The organism is Mucilaginibacter antarcticus (assembly GCF_042686155.1).
Classification (GTDB): Bacteria; Bacteroidota; Bacteroidia; order Sphingobacteriales; family Sphingobacteriaceae; genus Mucilaginibacter; species Mucilaginibacter antarcticus.
In genome coordinates this window covers 228305-244129 of the sequence record NZ_JBHUON010000002.1, presented here as the reverse complement: position 1 = coordinate 244129, position 15825 = coordinate 228305, and the positions used below count along the sequence as shown (strand labels likewise).

Genomic DNA, 15825 nt, shown 5'->3' with positions numbered 1-15825 from the left:
AATTATCATAGCCTTAACGCGTCATTTTACTACCTTCATCGCTTTCGCTAAAAAATGATGACACCGCTGCAGGCCCTCCAAAAATATTTCGGTTATAACACTTTCAGGCATGAGCAAGAGGCCATTGTAAACCGTGTTTTAAGCGGCGGCGATGTTATGGCGCTAATGCCAACCGGTGGCGGTAAGTCACTCTGCTATCAGCTACCCGCTGTGTTATTAGATGGGCTAACCATAGTGATATCGCCCCTAATAGCATTAATGAAAGACCAGGTAGACAGCCTGAATGTAGCGGGCATACCGGCGGCATTTTTAAACTCGTCGCAAAATCCAGCCGAGCAAAGTCATATCATCGCGCAGCTAAACAGCAACCATATAAAGTTATTATACCTGGCGCCCGAGCGTTTGTTTGGCACAGGCAACAAACTGGTTGTGTTTTTAAGGGCGCTACCCGTGCCGGTAGCCCAGATAGCTATTGACGAAGCACACTGTATATCGCATTGGGGGCACGATTTCAGGCCGGAATATTTGATGCTGGCCGAACTAAAAAGGCATTTCCCTAACATACCGGTAATAGCGCTTACGGCTACCGCAGACAAACTGACGCAAAAGGACATTCTTGAAAAGCTAAATCTTAAAGATCCGGCGGTGTATATATCGTCGTTTAACCGCGCCAATATTACTTACCGGGTAAATGCCAAGCAAAATAGCTTTAGCCAGTTACTTACCTTTTTAGAAAATAAGAAAGACGAGTCGGGCATTATTTATTGCCTATCGCGTAAATCGGTAGACACACTGGCGCAGGACCTTAAAGCCCAGGGCTATTTAGCCGAACCTTACCACGCAGGTTTAGATGGCGCATTAAAAGCCCGCAACCAGGAAGCTTTTTTGCGCGATGACGTAAAGATCATGGTGGCAACCATTGCCTTTGGTATGGGTATCAATAAATCTAACGTGCGCTACGTGGTGCACATGGATTTGCCTAAAAACATTGAAGGATATTACCAGGAAACCGGTCGTGCCGGGCGCGATGGGTTGTCATCGTCGGCGCTGCTATTCTATTCGCCCGGCGACGCCATTAAGCTGAAAGGTTTTGTAAGTATTGACGGCGACCCGGAGCAAACCCGTGTTATGCTAAGCAAGCTGGACGACATGTCCAGGTATTGCCAGCTGCCTACCTGCCGCCGTAAGTTTTTGCTGAATTATTTTGATGAGCAAGCCCCGGACCATTGCGGATCATGCGATGTGTGTTTGAGCGAGATCACCAAGTTTGATGGGACGCTGATAGCTCAAAAGGCGCTGTCGGCAGTGACCCGTTTAAACGGACGCTTTGGCTCAGGCTATGTTATAGATGTGCTTCGGGGGTCAAAGAGCGAAAAGATACGGCAGGAACATAAAGAGCTTAAAACGTTTGGCGTGGGCAGCGATATAAGCAAAGCCGACTGGCAACGGTACCTGCGCGAGCTGGTGGCGCTTAATTATCTAAAATTCTCTGACGGCGAATACCCGGTTTTGCAGCTGACGGATAAAAGCAACGCGGTTTTAAAAGGGCTGCAGAAGGTTGATCTGATAGCTACCCAAACCATAGAAGAGCGCGAAACCGAAGAACTGCCATTTGAAAACGATTTGTTTAGCGTACTAAAAAATACGCGCCGCCACATGGCCGAACTGGAGAATGTGCCTGCGTACAATATCTTGTCTGACGCTACTTTGATGGAGATGGCTACTTACCTGCCACAAAGCCTGGACGAGCTGCGTTCTATATCAGGCTTCGGCGACATTAAGCTGGCGCGATACGGACGTGAGTTTGTGGCCCACATCAGTACCTACGCTGCAGAGCGTGGCCTAAATTCAAAAATAGACCAAAAAAGTAAAAAGCGTGAGCGTAAGCCACGAACAGAACGCGTAAGCACGCCGCGCAGTAATGACACCCGCCGCGCAAGCCTTGATCTGTATAAAAAAGACAAAACCATTGCGGAAATTGCTACTCAGCGTGGCTTGTCAACCACTACGGTAGAGAGCCATTTGAGCTACTTTGTACAAACCGGCGAGCTGGATGTTCTAGAAATGGTGCCGCAAGCAAAGATCTCGTTTATTAAAGATGCTATTGAAACTTACGGTGCAGAACGCCTGGCACCCCTGAAAGAAATATTAGGCGCTGATTTTAGCTATAGCGAAATTAAAGCTGTATTGGCTTGGATAAATAGAAATGAATAACTTTGATCTTAACACATTGTCATTGCGGGCGTAGCATGGCAATCGCGACTTTTGCAGCGTGCGATTGCTCTTTCTTCGTAATGACATACAATGTTTACAATTATGATAACCACCGAACAGCTATATCAACACTACCTTAATCACCCTGTCATTAGTACAGATACCCGCAAAATAGCGCCCGGCAGCCTGTTTTTTGCTTTAAAAGGCGATAAGTTTGATGCTAATACATTTTCAGAGCAAGCCGTAGCGGCCGGCGCGGCTTACGCCGTTATTGATAACCCTGCTTACCAATTGAATGACCGGTGTATTGTGGTGGCAGATGTGCTCATTGCGTTACAAGATTTGGCCCGTCATCATCGCAGACAGTTAACTATTCCCGTTATTGGCCTCACCGGCACTAACGGCAAAACAACGACTAAAGAGTTGATCAACGCTGTAGTATCGCAACAGTTTAATACACTGGCCACCCAAGGCAATCTTAACAACCATATAGGCGTCCCGCTAACCGTTTTGAGCATCAACGCATCGCACCAAATGGCGGTGATAGAGATGGGTGCAAACCACGTTAAAGAAATTGAATTGTTGAGCAGCATAGCCCAACCGACGCACGGCTTAATCACCAATGTAGGCAAGGCACACCTGGAAGGTTTTGGCAGCATTGAGGGCGTTAAAATAGCCAAAGGCGAATTGTACGATTTTTTGGCAACCAGCGGTGGTGTGGCGTTCATCAACAGCAATAATCCATTACTAATGGAAATGTACGGCAAGCGCAAGTTTGCCACACCCGCTATTTTTTATGGCGATGCAATTGAGGATTTAATAAGTGGGGAGATCACCGAAAACGCGCCGTTGCTATCATTAGAATGGACCAACAATACTTCCGGTGAGAGCCATGCGGTTAAAACCCAGCTTACCGGTGCCTATAATTTAGATAACATTTTGGCAGCCATAAGCCTCGGGGTGTATTTTAAACTTTCGGCCGCGCAGGTCAATGCGGGTATCAAGGGTTACCAGCCAAAGAATAACCGCTCGCAAATTGTGCGCACCCAAAACAATACCCTGATTTGCGATTACTATAATGCCAACCCCAGCAGCATGATAGTAGCCATTGAAAACGTGGGTAAAATTACTGCTGATAAAAAAGTACTGATACTGGGCGACATGTTTGAAATGGGTGCCGAAGCTGCTTCGGAACACACCGCCGTAATGCAAAAAGCATTAGAAACAGCGGTAGACGAACGCATATTTATTGGGCAGGAGTTTTCTAAAGCGCCACAGCTATTAAAAAGCGGCACCTTTCAGGGCACAGCAACAACCTACGCTACCACCGACGAGGCCATAGAAGGCCTGCGATCGCATAACATAAACGGTGCGACCATATTGATCAAAGGCTCGCGCGGCATGGCTATGGAGCGTTTGGTGGAGTTGTTTTAAAATAGCAATCAGTACCTAATAGAGCGCGCCCATGCGACACGCCAACCCGCCACTATTTATCCGGCTGGCCAACGCCCGTTGTAATTAATTTATGCAAGCTGTCCATATAATGACTCCAACCACCGCTGCAGGCTTGGTAACAAGCGAGTGAAGGCGTTAAGCCTTTGTGCGTAAATTCAAGCGTTGTTCCCTTTTCGCCTTCTGTTATTTCAAAAACAACTTCTGTGTCGGTCCACTCAGTTTTATCGTCAACAAAGTTAATGCTGCCGTCGGTAGTTAGCCATACTACTTTTTGATTAAGCACTACCTGGGTAAGCCGATGGCTACTGTAATGCACATCGCCATGGCGGTAAATAAATTCATCGCCTACCCGGGCCGATTGGCCTTCAAGGCTTTCAGACCACCATCCGCGCACGTTGGTTACAGCCTCAAACACCTCTGTGGGCGTTTGGTCGACGGTAAATATTATATTAAAATCCTGCATTTGCTTTAACCTCCTGTATTTGTTGGGTATGACGATTAGTATGAGCCGAAATAAGCAGTACAAACTGATAAGCATCATACGTACCAATTGGCAAAACCGATATATGATTACGCAGATCTGCTTTGGTAGTCTGCATAAAAGCTATCAACTTTGCGCGGTTTTGCTTAAAGGCGGCTAAGGCTTCATCTACCGTTTTATAGGGTGAATTTGCCGGCTCCAACGCCTCAAAGGTTTTCGATTTATGGGTACGGTCCTCCACCGCTTTAACCAGATCCTCATCACTGAATTTGATACCGGTCCGCTGCTCCGGATTGGCTGTTTGTTTTAATGAGGCATCAACCATGGTCCAAAGGTTTGTTTCTGCTGCGGCAATGTGTTTAACGCACTCAGCTACGCTCCACTTATCAGCCGCAGCCTTAAAATTTAACTGTTTATCTGTTAAGCTCTTTACCGAGCTGTAAACTGCAGTTTCTGTTTCCTTTAAAAAACGCATCGCATATTCTCTTTCTTTAGTTGTCATTGCTGTTGGTTTTATTTGCTGCGCATAGACGCTAAAGCTTATCAGTATGGTAAGCAGCCCGGTAATTGTATTTTTCATATACAAACTTACACGACTAAAAACTCCTTGGCAGGGTGTTATTTAGACAACATGAAGGGTTGATTTAGACATACACAATACCTTATCTTTATACACATGAAACATCTCACCATCGTTGTTCCTAACGGCGACAACAATTTGAGTAGCATTGTAGGCGCCTATAAGATATTTAGCCGCGCCAATGCTTACCAAAAAGAGCGGGGCAAAAAAGAAGTATTTCAGATTGAGTTGGCAGGTCTGTCCGACGAGGTTGATTTTCATGGTGGGTTATTTACCGCCAGGCCGCACCAGCATATTGCAAATATCAACAAGACCGATCTGGTGGTTGTGCCATCGCTCAACCATAACTATGAACAAGCCATAGAAGCCAATGGCGAGTTGATTGACTGGCTGGGTAGCCAATACCGAAATGGCGCCTGTGTAGCCAGCGTATGTACCGGCGCCTACTTGCTGGCCGCGGCAGGTTTGTTAGATGGTAAAAGTTGTTCTACACATTGGTCGGCCGCCGATAAGCTCAAGCAGTTGTATCCAAAAATAAACCTGCAAACCGATCAAACCATTACCGACGAACAGGGCATTTATACCAATGGCGGCGCTTACTCTTTCTTAAACCTTATTTTATACCTGGTTGAGAAGTATTACGACCGTGAGACCGCTATTTTTTGCGCCAAGGTGTTCCAGATTGATATGGATAGGCAGAGCCAGTCGGCCTTTATAATTTTTAAAGGGCAGCGTTTGCATAGCGACGAACTGATTAAAAAAGCGCAGACTGTATTAGAAGATAAATTGGAAGAAAAGTTATCAATAGAAGACCTGGCATCCAGGTTTGCCATTGGCAGGCGTAATTTCGACCGTCGTTTTATTAAAGCAACTGGTAATACACCGGCCGAATATGCGCAAAGGGTTAGAGTCGAGGCAGCTAAGCGGGCGTTTGAAACCAGCCGAAAGACTATTAACCAAGTGATGTATGAAGTTGGCTACGCCGATTTAAAAGCTTTTAGGGAGGTGTTTAGGAAAATTACTGGTCTTTCTCCCTTAGATTATCGCAACCGATATAATAGGGATTTGGCCTGATTTTCACAGTTACCCGCTTTCTTAACATTTCTTTAAAAGAAAATAATTAACCAATCGTTAGGATTTGTCACTTAAGTTTTCGAACTTTAAATTGTATGGTTTGATCAACTGTAAACGGTCTATTTGCGAAGGGGGCCCTAACATCCCGGTTCTTCGAACGACTTCATCGCTTTCAGCTTCTTCGAGCTAATCGCCATACCGAAAGCGTCATGAAAAAGATCTTGTTGCTAGACGACGATCAGGAGATACTCCTGGTGGTTGAAGCTCTGTTTATAATGGAGCGATTTGAAGTACAGACTACAAACACCTGTACCAATTTTATACCAATGGCCGAGGAGTTTCGTCCCGATACCATTATTTTGGATTACCGCCTGTCTAACGGTAACGGTGGCGAGATTTGCCGCAAGTTAAAGGCCCATCCATCTTTTAAGAACACACCTGTGATCATTTTCTCGGCATTTGCACAACCGGATTTTGATTTTATGCAGTTTGGCTGTGATGAGTTTATTGCCAAACCTTTTGATATTGATGAGCTGGTTGGCGCCACAAGGCGACTACTTGGTTTCAAACAATTGAGCGCTTAGTTCTCAACCCTTCCCCTCCCTAAGCGAATATTTAACTTCGCACTGTTATTGCCCCACACCTTTATTGTTTAGCTCCTAAAACTGCTTAGGCTTTTTACCAAGCCCCGCAAGTTCGGCAATTTCATTAATCCGATTTTCCCGCGTTTCCGGTAGTTTGGCAAAGGCTACCCATTGCAGCATCATTTTTTTGATCGATTTGCTCAGGCTCATAAAGAAGTCCCGGCTACCTGGATGCCTTTTAAATGCCGCTTGCAGGTCGTCAGGAATGACGAGTAGTTCCACTTCATCTAATAATGCCCAGCTGCCATTTTGCTTCGCGATATCAATCGTGGTTTGCCCGGCAGGGGTTATCAGTCCTTCGTTAGTAAGCTTTTCCACTTTGTCTTTATTGATCTTTGACCATGCGCTCTTAGGTTTCCGCCGGCTAAAAAACTGAACGGAAGACTCGCTGTCAACCGATTTTTTCAGGCTATCAATCCACCCAAAACAAATTGCCTCATCCACTGCATCAGTCCAGCTGATAGATGGTTTCTCTGAAGCTTTCTTATACATCACCACCCATACCGACTGTTTAGTCGCGTGATTTTTTTCGAGCCATTTGCGCCACTCGCGGCGGTTTTTAGGGTAAAAGGTTTCGGTATCGGTTTGCATACGTTATGTAAATATAGATTATATTGCGTTAGCCTTATAAAAGGCTTCCTCCGTATTCAAATAATCTATGATCACAAATTTACGTAAAACGGCAGTTGCATTAATCGGCACGTTAGCGCTTTTATCCTTGCGTACCCACGCACAAGATATTTATGCCCCATACCGCAAAGCCTGGCTTGAAAAAGCCGAACAATATAAACCCGTACTAACGCAAACCATTAAACAACCTGTCGGCATTGTTAAGTTAGAGAAAGACGCAGCAGCTTTTCAGGGATGGAAGGCGGTTAAAGCCGGCAGTGTGGATCAGCTGTATAAAGCGTCGTTCAACCGCAAAAATAGCGGCATCGTAGTCGACTTTGGCGAGCACCTTACCGGTTATTGCACTTTCACCCTTGCCACCCGCAGAAATGCGATGGATGCGCCGCTGCGCTTAAAGCTCACCTTTGGCGAGGTGCCTGCCGAACTGGCGACACCGTTTGACCCATATCCCGGCAGTCTGAGCCGCGCCTGGCTGCAAGACGAAGTGGTTACCGTAACCGTATTACCGGCCACTATCACCATCCCACGTCGGGTAGCATTCAGGTATGTCAAGATAGATTTTATAGGATCGTCTAACAGCCACGAGTTTGGTTTTGCAGACATTCAGTTTAAGGCCCAAACCTCGGTTACGGCAACACCGCCGCCATTGGCAGCTACGGCATCGCCATTAATAAAAGATATTGACCGCGTTGGTTTAACTACCCTTAAAGAATGTATGCAAACAGTGTACGAGGACGGCCCAAAACGCGACCAACGCTTATGGATAGGCGATCTGTACCTGGAGTCGCTTGCTAATATTTATTCGTTTAAAAATCACGACCTCACCAAACGCTGCCTGTATTTGTTGGCTGGCTTATCAAACCCTGACGGTATTTTAAATGCCGACCTGTTTGAGCAGCCTACCCCGCACGCCCACCAAACCCGCCTGCTCGATTATTGCTACCTGTACAACGTGGCCCTTAAAGAGTATGTAGAGGCGACAGGCGACAAGCAAACCGGCCTTGACCTGTGGCCCGTTGCCAAAAAGCAATTGGATATTGTAAAGCATTTTGCCGGAGCCGATGGCATGATGGACTACCAGAAAGCGGGTAAAGAGTGGTGGGTGTTCTTCGATTGGAAAGACGGGCTGGATAAACAGGCGCCGCTGCAGGGCGCGTCTATTTCCGCGCTTAACCAAACCTATGCTTTGGCCAAACTTTTAGGCAAAGAGAGCGAGATTACCGATGTACCTGCGCTTTCTAAAAAATTGAAAGCCGCGGCTTATAAAAATTTATACGATAAAAGCTTGGGCTCTTTGTCAGTGGCGCTAACCGGCAGGTATCCTACGGCGGCCAGTCCTGGATGATATTGAGCGGTGTTGCATCAAAGACCGAAGCGCAACGCGCGTTGAAAGCCTTGCCCGCCATGAAAAGTGCAGTAAAGCCCGGCGCGCCATATATGTACCATTACTATGTAGCGGCCCTGATTGAAAGCGGGCTTAAAGCCGAAGCTAAAGAAGCGCTTACTAGCTACTGGGGCGGTATGATCAAAAAGGGCGCAGACACATTTTGGGAAGTTTACGACCCTGCGGACGAGCTAAAATCGCCTTATAATTTTGCTCCCATAAATAGTTATTGCCACGCCTGGAGCTGTACGCCGGTTTACTTTATCAGAAAGTACCCCGAAATATTTCAGCAATAGGCAAAGCGGTTTTATTAACCCATACAATTATTACAAATGATGCATAAACGTGTCTTTATAGCTGTTTTACTTTGTGCAATAACTACTGCATCCGTAGCACAAACCAAGGGTTACTTTTATAAAAAATTTAGCGAGCAGGGTAAAAACGCCTCGCTTAACGCGGTAGACTCTATAAAGGCCGCGCAATTAAAACAAATTACAGAATTAATAAAAGCTATTCCGGGTGAATCAAAGTCGCTAATCATTGCCCAGGCGGATAAGCAAGTGAATGCACCCTGGGAGATTTTGCCATTAAGCGTATTTAACGAGTTTAAACAAACCGGCAATCGCGTTAATTACGAGAACAAATATTTTGCGAGACGAAACCGTTTCACCGCCTTGCTGATAGGCGAGATCACCGAACAAAAGGGCCGTTACCTGCCCGAAATGGTAAATGGATTGGGAGCCATTTTAGAAGAGAGCACCTGGGCACTGCCCGCACACATGAAAGGGTATCAGAATGCCGGGACAGGCTTGCCTGATACGGAAGACCCCGTGCTTGATCTTTTTGCCAGCCAAACGGCAAACCTGCTGGCAAATACAAAGTACCTGTTAAAAGACCAACTGAATGCTTATTCGCCATTGTTGATTAAGCGGATAGATTTTGAATTAAATAAACGAATATTTGAGCCTTTTTTAACCCGGAATGATCTATCATGGATGGGTTTTAAAGGGGGTAAAATGAATAATTGGAACACGTTTATCAATACCAACGTGTTGAACACCGCGCTTTTGGCACAGGATGATAAAGGCAGGCGCGACGCCACCGTTGATAAAACCATTAGAAGTATTGACTTCTTTTTAAACGACTATCCGGCTGACGGTGGTTGCGACGAAGGGCCATCGTACTGGGCCATTGCAGGCGGTTCGCTTATTCAATTTCTCGATCTGCTGAGTACGTTTACCAATCAGCGGCTTGATTTTTCAAAGAACCAGCTGATTCATAATATTGGCAGCTACATTTACAAAGTACATATCGACCAAAACTACTATGTAAACTTTGCTGATGCAGGCGCGCTATCTGCTCAGGACCCTTTAAAAATTTATCTATTTGGCAAGCTGTTTAATGACCCGCAGCTGTTGCAGTTTGCGGCCTACAGCCGCCATAAAAATAGCGGCGCCGTTGGCTATAACCTTGGCGACATCAGCCTGTTTTTAGGTGGGCTATCTGCTAACGCCGTGTTAAATAGCACCACACCTAAAGCTCCGCAAGTGCAGCAAAGCTGGCTACCTAATTTGCAGGTACTTGCATTACGGCAAACTGCGGGGACACCCAAAGGACTTTATTTTGCAGCAAAGGGCGGTAATAATAACGAGAGCCACAACCATAATGATGTAGGCAACTTTATTGTATACAAAGACGGTTTGCCGGTGGTAATTGACGCCGGTGTAGGTACTTATACCAGGCAAACGTTTGGCAAAGACCGGTATAGCTTATGGTTCATGCAATCGGGATGGCATAACTGCCCAACCTTAAATGGTGCCGACCAGCAAAATGGACTACGTTTCAAGGCGAACGACGTAAGCTACAAGACTACCAAAACCCAACAGTCGTTAAGCATGGATATTGCAGCGGCGTATCCTGCAAAGGCGCAGGTAAACAGCTGGCAGCGCACCTTTAACTTTATACCCGCTAAAGGCACGCTTACCCTTACCGAGGTTTATTACCTGAAACAACTGATTGCCCCAAGCGGCCTTAACTTTTTGGTTTATGGGACCATTACCGAAGAACATAAAGGCAGCTTGAAATTAACTAATCCTACCGGTCAAACCGTTATGCTGACTTACAACCCGGCTGTGTTTGATTATAAAGTTGAATTGCGGCCGGTCGACGACGCGCGCTTAGCTCAATCGTGGGCAGGCAGTCTTAGCCGGGTTACCTTGACTTTAAAGAACCAGCAACTAAAAGGAAAGCATACGGTAACGTTTAATTAGCGTAGCATCTCTATCGGCCTAAGATCAATGCTACCCTTGGACGCTAATCATCTTTAGATTACATTTGCTCTAAACCAAAGAGATAAAATGAAACGTATTATCCTAATTGCCTTTTTAATGATGGCTACTGTGTGCACGCAAGCACAATCGCTTGTTACGCCGCAGGCATCGCCTACACAAACTATTACGCAAAACTTTAGCGTTGGTACTATAGAGTTAAGTTATAGCCGCCCGGCGCTTAAAGGCCGCAAACTGGGTGTAGAGCTTGCGCCGTTTGGTAAGGTGTGGCGTACAGGCGCCAACAACGCTACAACCCTTAAATTTACCGATGATGTTACGATTGGCGGCGTACTGTTAAAAGCAGGCAAATATGGATTCTTGAGCATCCCCGGAGCTACGGAGTGGACACTGATCATCACTAAAGATGTGACCGTTACCCAGCCAGACCAATATAAGCAAGCTAACGACGTGGTGAGAGTAAAAGCTACCCCGGTTAAATTGGGTAATAAAGTAGAAACATTAAGCATCAACTTTGGCAACATTACCGGCACAAGCTGCGATGTACAGTTAATGTGGGATAACACCATGGTGAGCCTGCCCATAAGCATTGATACCGACGCTAAGGTGATGAAACAGATCACTGATGTATTTAGTAAAGACAACAAGCCTTATTACGCAGCCGCGCAATACTACTATGACAATGGTAAAGATATTGCCAAAGCAAAAGAATGGATTGACCTGGCTACCGCTGACCCGGCCAATGCTAAAGCCTTTTTTATGTATATGCTAAAGGCCCGTATTTATAAAAAGGCCGGCTATGAAACCGGCGCGAAAGCTGCTGCCGAAAAAACGATAGCCACCGCTACCGAAGCCAAAAATGACGAATACGTTAAAATGGCGCAAGACCTGATTAAAACGCTGTAATTGCAAATATAAAAGCGGCTCACTTACGGGCCGTTTTTATTATATCTACTTAATTTCACAATAGAAGCCGTAATTATTATCTTACTATTTACAATGTTTACCGTAACGCCTGTCTAAGACAAAATTTGGTTGATCTGTTCGAAATTAGGCCGCTCTAAAACGGCGGTTGCAAGACACTCATCCCTCAATTTTCTTAAAACTTGCAACGCATGGTTTTCATCAGGGCAAAGTTTTATCAAGTCTTCAAGCAGATAGCCAAAAGCTCTAACCTCTATCCGCTCAAGCCAGGGGGCTGCAGTGAGATCATTTTTATCATAAAAGCATGAAGCGCCAAAATCGCTGAAGAAGGCGTTACCGTCATCATCGGTAAGTACATTGTGCGCATACATATCACTGTGCATTATGCCATTAGCGTGTATTTGCCCCGCCACGGCTGCTATGGTGCCTGCAATATTAATTACGGCATTTGATGTCAATACCAAATCTGGTCTGAATATATCGCGCGTGCAGCTTTCAAGGCTCGGTGGCATGCCCAGGTTATAAAAGCCCGGCGCTATCAAATCCATAACCAAACCTTTCTTTCCCTCTGGATGCCCGGTGATTTGGCCCACTAAGTTAACCAAGCCTTTGTGTGTTCCGGTCATGAGGCAAACCGCTATTTCATCTTCAGGAAACCCATCGCTGGTTACATCTCCTTTAAAAACCTTAATGGCTACTTGCTTTCCGTTGGTGTCAACCGCCTTATAAACCATCCCGGAAGCGCCTTCACCGATAAGTGAGATAATGTTAAAGCTTTTCCAATCTAACAGGTTTAACGGTGGCAATTGCGGTTCAGGGTTAAATGAATTGCCGGCAAAAGCCAACCATGCCAGGTTAGGCATAGTAAAAAGCCATTGAGGCAAATCTGTTAAGTTGTTGGCAGATACGCGTAACAATCCCAAATTTTTGCACTGGCTAAGCTCCTGGGGCAATAGGGTTAACTTATTGCCGGCCAGCATCAGTTTTTGCAGCTGGTGGCAGTTGCCAATTTCTGGCGGCAGGGCATTAACCTTATTGTTAGTTAGGATAAGCCATTTAAGGTTGGCATTAAGCGCTTTTGGAGGTATGGTTGTTATTTGATTGTTTTTAAACCCGGCAAGCTCAAGCAGGGGGCAATCGGCTAATACTTCGGGCAAGGTGTTAAAAAGATTGCCCGAGCAAAACACAATCTTGAGTTTTTTAAGCCGCCCGAAATCTGGCGGAAAAGTAGTTAGCCGATTGCCTGACAGATCCAAATATTCTAACGAATCCGCAAGGTCAAATATCTCTTGTGGGAAATAGGTAAGCTTTTCCGTCAATTCAAGTGCGGTGATTCCCTTTAATTCGCCATTTTGCAACTGTCTCAGCGTGTGCATATAATCTTTTAGCTTGTATGGTCTAAGTATTCACTCAGCTGATCAACACTGAATTATAGCTCAAATTTATACACTCCAGACGAAAACTCAATAACTGTTTGATAATTTACCTTTTTGGTGTTGAAGTTTTTGCCTGTTGAGTCCTTTATAACCGTTTTACCATACGGCACAACAAAGGTTGCCGATGTATTGGCAGGTATTTCGATCAGCATATCCAAACCGCCGTTAGGAATCTTTTTCCATTCAGACCTGATCTTACCAAATAGGCTGTTATAGCTGATTTTACAATATTGCAAATCGCCAACCGGTTTTGGGGCGATGGTAAAATGCTGCCAACCAGCACTGCCCGGCGTAATGCCGCCAAGTGCCGAGTACAACCAGCTCACCACGCTACCAAACATCGGGTGCGCGTGCGATCCGCCACCGTTCCACTCTTCCCAAAGCGTGCTGTTCTTATCATCAAGCAAGTAACCAAAACCTGGCCTGTCTTTTTGGGTCATTAGCTTTAGGGCAACGTCATCGCGGTTGTTTTCTGATAGCACCTTTAGCAATAAAGGTGTGGCCAAAATGCCCGTGTCAAAATGATAGTCGAGTTTTTCAAGGTGTTTCAGCAGGGTATTAAAAACGGCAGCCTTCTCCCCATCGGGTACCAAACCAAAGGCTAGTGCAAACACATCAGCCCCCTGCCGTCCTTCCCAATAGGTTTTTTTATCCGCATTAAAATAAGCCTTATTAAAGTCTGATTTTACTTGGCTTTTACTGTTCTCAAACCATTGTTTATCTGCTGTTTTACCCAGTAAATCTGCTATTTTACTCATAGTTTCAGCGCAGTGATAAAAGTAGGCGGTATTAACCAATGGCTCGGGCAGTTTTATATTTTCAGGGGTGCACCAATCGCCCAGGCACCAGCCTTTGGGTTCTTCGCGGGTGATCAATCCGCGACTGTCTGTACGGGTGTGCAGGTATTCTACCCACCTTTTCATACCCTCGTAATGCCGCAAAAGCACTTCGGTATCACCATAATAATTGTAATATAACCAAGGCATTATCACATATGCCGATCCCCATGCAGGGCCGCCGCCACCACCGCCAAAAGGGGCTGTGTGGGTTACAAAGCCTGTTTTATGGTTACGGGCATCGTCTATATCGTCAAACCACTTACGGTAAAACTGTGGCATGTCAAATGACAGCAGGGCACTCTCCATAGCTACCTGGCCATCACCCGTATAGCCCAACCGTTCGCGATGCGGGCAGTCACTGCTGATGCTGCCGTGAAGGTTAGCCAGCTGGGTTTTCAAATAGGCCGTGTTGATCTTGTTCAATAGCGGGTCCGAAGACTCAAAGTTGCCATTTGCTGCAACATCTGTATGTACATCTTTAACCGTTATACTCTCGGCAGTTAGCGCTACATTGGCACTGGTAACCTCAATCTTTCTGAACGCATGCCAGGTAAACTTAGGCTCCCAGGTTTCTGTGCCGGTGCCTTTGAGCGTGTAGGTATCAACCTGCCCATAGTCTTCGCCTTCTTCACTCACATACCTGAGCTTAACCCGGCTACCGGCCTTACCACTTACACGGATAGCCGCCCAGCCGGATACCGTTTCGGCCAGGTGATATTGATAAACCGAGTCTTTTACCTTACCATCAAAAACGGGCTTAAGAGTGCGGGTTACCTTATCAAAAGGGGCAGTTTGCGGATACAGCGCGCCCAAAGGTGGGCGTACTAATAGGGCAGATTGCCAGTTGGTGTCGTTATAACCGGGTTTGTCCCAATTACCTAAAGCTAGTCGCGCATCATATTTCTCGCCGCTAAAAATACCGTCTTTCAGTAGTGGACCGGTGGTAGTCTTCCAACTATTATCAGAGACGATTACACGCTTGCTGCCATCTGTATATGTAATCTCTAATTGAAAAATCAGCTTAGGCATATCATACCACATGTTGCCCTCAACGGTTCTATCGCGCTGGTTATACCAACCATTACCCAACAACATACCAATGGTGTTTTTATTTTGGGCAATATTGGCAGTAACATCAAACGTATTATAAAGCACCCTTTTCGTCGACTGATCATCATACGGATAAAGCAGCTTTTTTAGCGGTCGTGTGTCGTAGTTGGTTACGGCTGGTGCAAGCACCTGATCGCCTATTTTTTTGCCATTGATGTATAATTCATAAAAACCCAATCCGCTCACATAAGCTGTGGCTTGCTTTATCTTTTTGCCCGTAATGAAATCTTTGCGAAAATATGGTGCCGGGTAGGTTATGGCTTTGTCGACATTTACATCAGTCATTTGCCCTATCCACTTAGCTTTCCAGTCGGTTCCGTGCAACAGCCCGGTTCCCCAAGATGCGGTAGCGCTCCAGCCGGATGGCTTATCCTTTTCATCCCAAATCATCACGGCCCAGTAAACCCGCTGCTTTGAATTTAGCGCTTTACCCCTGTAAATAACCTGTATTGAGTTTGCCGATTTTACTTTACCACTGTTCCAATAATCACCCTTACCCTGCGCCACCAATGCCGAACTACTGGCCGCTATTACGCGATAGGCTTTTTGTTTGTTAGCCAATTGTGGCGACGTCAGCTGCCAACTTAACAACGGATGAGAAGTTTCAATAGCAATGGGATTAACCAGATAATCGCATTTTAAATTGACAACTTTAACCTGTGCCATGGCGCCCATTGCCAATGAACAAAAAATACAGAAGTAAAGGCAAAGGCCTTTCAAGTAATTTCTCATAGCAGAAGCCGAAGTTTAATTGGTTATACAATAA

The 15825-nt window shown here is 45.7% G+C and carries 13 protein-coding genes; 8 read left to right on the top strand and 5 right to left on the bottom strand.

What is annotated here, in order from left to right:
• Positions 1–54: 54 nt before the first annotated feature.
• Together recQ and ACFSYC_RS03010 are read left to right on the top strand one after the other, a co-directional pair.
• A complete protein-coding gene (recQ, locus tag ACFSYC_RS03015) occupies positions 55–2214 on the top strand; it encodes a DNA helicase RecQ (protein WP_377123374.1) in 2160 nt (719 codons plus the stop codon).
• A gap of 102 nt (positions 2215–2316) precedes the next feature.
• The gene (locus ACFSYC_RS03010; RefSeq protein ID WP_377123372.1) at positions 2317–3648 is read left to right on the top strand and encodes a UDP-N-acetylmuramoyl-tripeptide--D-alanyl-D-alanine ligase; all 1332 of its coding nucleotides are present in this window, start codon (positions 2317–2319) and stop codon (positions 3646–3648) included.
• 52 nt (positions 3649–3700) lie between these two features.
• Here ACFSYC_RS03010 and ACFSYC_RS03005 read toward each other — a convergent pair whose 3' ends face one another.
• Positions 3701–4132, bottom strand: coding sequence for an SRPBCC family protein (locus ACFSYC_RS03005; RefSeq protein WP_377123370.1), 432 nt, complete (start codon positions 4130–4132; stop codon positions 3701–3703).
• Positions 4119–4730, bottom strand: a complete 612-nt coding sequence (locus tag ACFSYC_RS03000) for a DinB family protein (protein ID WP_377123368.1) — start codon at positions 4728–4730, stop codon at positions 4119–4121. The genes ACFSYC_RS03005 and ACFSYC_RS03000 overlap by 14 nt, the downstream gene beginning before the upstream one ends.
• A gap of 96 nt (positions 4731–4826) precedes the next feature.
• On the opposite strand from ACFSYC_RS03000, the gene ACFSYC_RS02995 reads away from it, so the two are divergent.
• Together ACFSYC_RS02995 and ACFSYC_RS02990 are read left to right on the top strand one after the other, a co-directional pair.
• The gene (locus ACFSYC_RS02995) at positions 4827–5804 is read left to right on the top strand and encodes a GlxA family transcriptional regulator (RefSeq protein ID WP_377123366.1); all 978 of its coding nucleotides are present in this window, start codon (positions 4827–4829) and stop codon (positions 5802–5804) included.
• A gap of 209 nt (positions 5805–6013) precedes the next feature.
• Positions 6014–6388 (top strand): response regulator transcription factor, encoded by a 375-nt coding sequence (locus ACFSYC_RS02990; protein WP_377123364.1) that lies wholly within the window; start codon positions 6014–6016, stop codon positions 6386–6388.
• A gap of 75 nt (positions 6389–6463) precedes the next feature.
• Here the strand turns inward: ACFSYC_RS02990 and ACFSYC_RS02985 are convergent, their stop codons facing one another.
• Positions 6464–7039: a YdeI/OmpD-associated family protein gene (locus ACFSYC_RS02985; RefSeq protein WP_377123362.1), complete on the bottom strand. Its 576-nt coding sequence runs from the start codon at positions 7037–7039 to the stop codon at positions 6464–6466.
• A gap of 67 nt (positions 7040–7106) precedes the next feature.
• On the opposite strand from ACFSYC_RS02985, the gene ACFSYC_RS02980 reads away from it, so the two are divergent.
• From ACFSYC_RS02980 to ACFSYC_RS02965, 4 genes are all read left to right on the top strand, one after another.
• Complete coding sequence (locus ACFSYC_RS02980) at positions 7107–8423, top strand: alpha-L-rhamnosidase-related protein (protein WP_377123360.1); 1317 nt, start codon at positions 7107–7109, stop codon at positions 8421–8423.
• Between the two features lie 59 nt (positions 8424–8482).
• Entirely contained in the window at positions 8483–8758 is a 276-nt protein-coding gene (locus ACFSYC_RS02975) for a hypothetical protein (RefSeq protein WP_377123358.1), read from the top strand.
• 36 nt (positions 8759–8794) lie between these two features.
• Entirely contained in the window at positions 8795–10732 is a 1938-nt protein-coding gene (locus ACFSYC_RS02970; RefSeq protein WP_377123356.1) for a heparinase II/III domain-containing protein, read from the top strand.
• 87 nt (positions 10733–10819) lie between these two features.
• On the top strand, positions 10820–11656 hold the full coding sequence (locus tag ACFSYC_RS02965; protein ID WP_377123354.1) for a DUF2911 domain-containing protein: 837 nt from the start codon (positions 10820–10822) through the stop codon (positions 11654–11656).
• Positions 11657–11769: 113 nt separating this feature from the next.
• Here ACFSYC_RS02965 and ACFSYC_RS02960 read toward each other — a convergent pair whose 3' ends face one another.
• Positions 11770–13050 carry a leucine-rich repeat-containing protein kinase family protein gene (locus ACFSYC_RS02960; RefSeq protein ID WP_377123352.1) on the bottom strand — a complete coding sequence of 427 codons (1281 nt, stop codon included), beginning with the start codon at positions 13048–13050 and terminating at the stop codon, positions 11770–11772.
• A gap of 53 nt (positions 13051–13103) precedes the next feature.
• The gene (locus tag ACFSYC_RS02955; protein WP_377123350.1) at positions 13104–15791 is read right to left on the bottom strand and encodes a family 78 glycoside hydrolase catalytic domain; all 2688 of its coding nucleotides are present in this window, start codon (positions 15789–15791) and stop codon (positions 13104–13106) included.
• Positions 15792–15825 lie beyond the last annotated feature (34 nt).

Excerpts from the sequence above, each read along its gene's own strand:
- ACFSYC_RS02965 (WP_377123354.1), top strand. The coding sequence starts at position 10,820 with ATGAAACGTATTATCCTAATTGCCTTTTTAATGATGGCTACTGTGTGC.
- ACFSYC_RS02970 (WP_377123356.1), top strand. The coding sequence starts at position 8,795 with ATGATGCATAAACGTGTCTTTATAGCTGTTTTACTTTGTGCAATAACT.
- ACFSYC_RS02980 (WP_377123360.1), top strand. The coding sequence starts at position 7,107 with ATGATCACAAATTTACGTAAAACGGCAGTTGCATTAATCGGCACGTTA.
- recQ (WP_377123374.1), top strand. The coding sequence starts at position 55 with ATGATGACACCGCTGCAGGCCCTCCAAAAATATTTCGGTTATAACACT.
- ACFSYC_RS02995 (WP_377123366.1), top strand. The coding sequence starts at position 4,827 with ATGAAACATCTCACCATCGTTGTTCCTAACGGCGACAACAATTTGAGT.
- ACFSYC_RS02955 (WP_377123350.1), bottom strand. The coding sequence starts at position 15,791 with ATGAGAAATTACTTGAAAGGCCTTTGCCTTTACTTCTGTATTTTTTGT.
- ACFSYC_RS02985 (WP_377123362.1), bottom strand. The coding sequence starts at position 7,039 with ATGCAAACCGATACCGAAACCTTTTACCCTAAAAACCGCCGCGAGTGG.
- ACFSYC_RS02975 (WP_377123358.1), top strand. The coding sequence starts at position 8,483 with ATGAAAAGTGCAGTAAAGCCCGGCGCGCCATATATGTACCATTACTAT.
- ACFSYC_RS03010 (WP_377123372.1), top strand. The coding sequence starts at position 2,317 with ATGATAACCACCGAACAGCTATATCAACACTACCTTAATCACCCTGTC.
- ACFSYC_RS02990 (WP_377123364.1), top strand. The coding sequence starts at position 6,014 with ATGAAAAAGATCTTGTTGCTAGACGACGATCAGGAGATACTCCTGGTG.
- ACFSYC_RS03000 (WP_377123368.1), bottom strand. The coding sequence starts at position 4,730 with ATGAAAAATACAATTACCGGGCTGCTTACCATACTGATAAGCTTTAGC.
- ACFSYC_RS03005 (WP_377123370.1), bottom strand. The coding sequence starts at position 4,132 with ATGCAGGATTTTAATATAATATTTACCGTCGACCAAACGCCCACAGAG.
- ACFSYC_RS02960 (WP_377123352.1), bottom strand. The coding sequence starts at position 13,050 with ATGCACACGCTGAGACAGTTGCAAAATGGCGAATTAAAGGGAATCACC.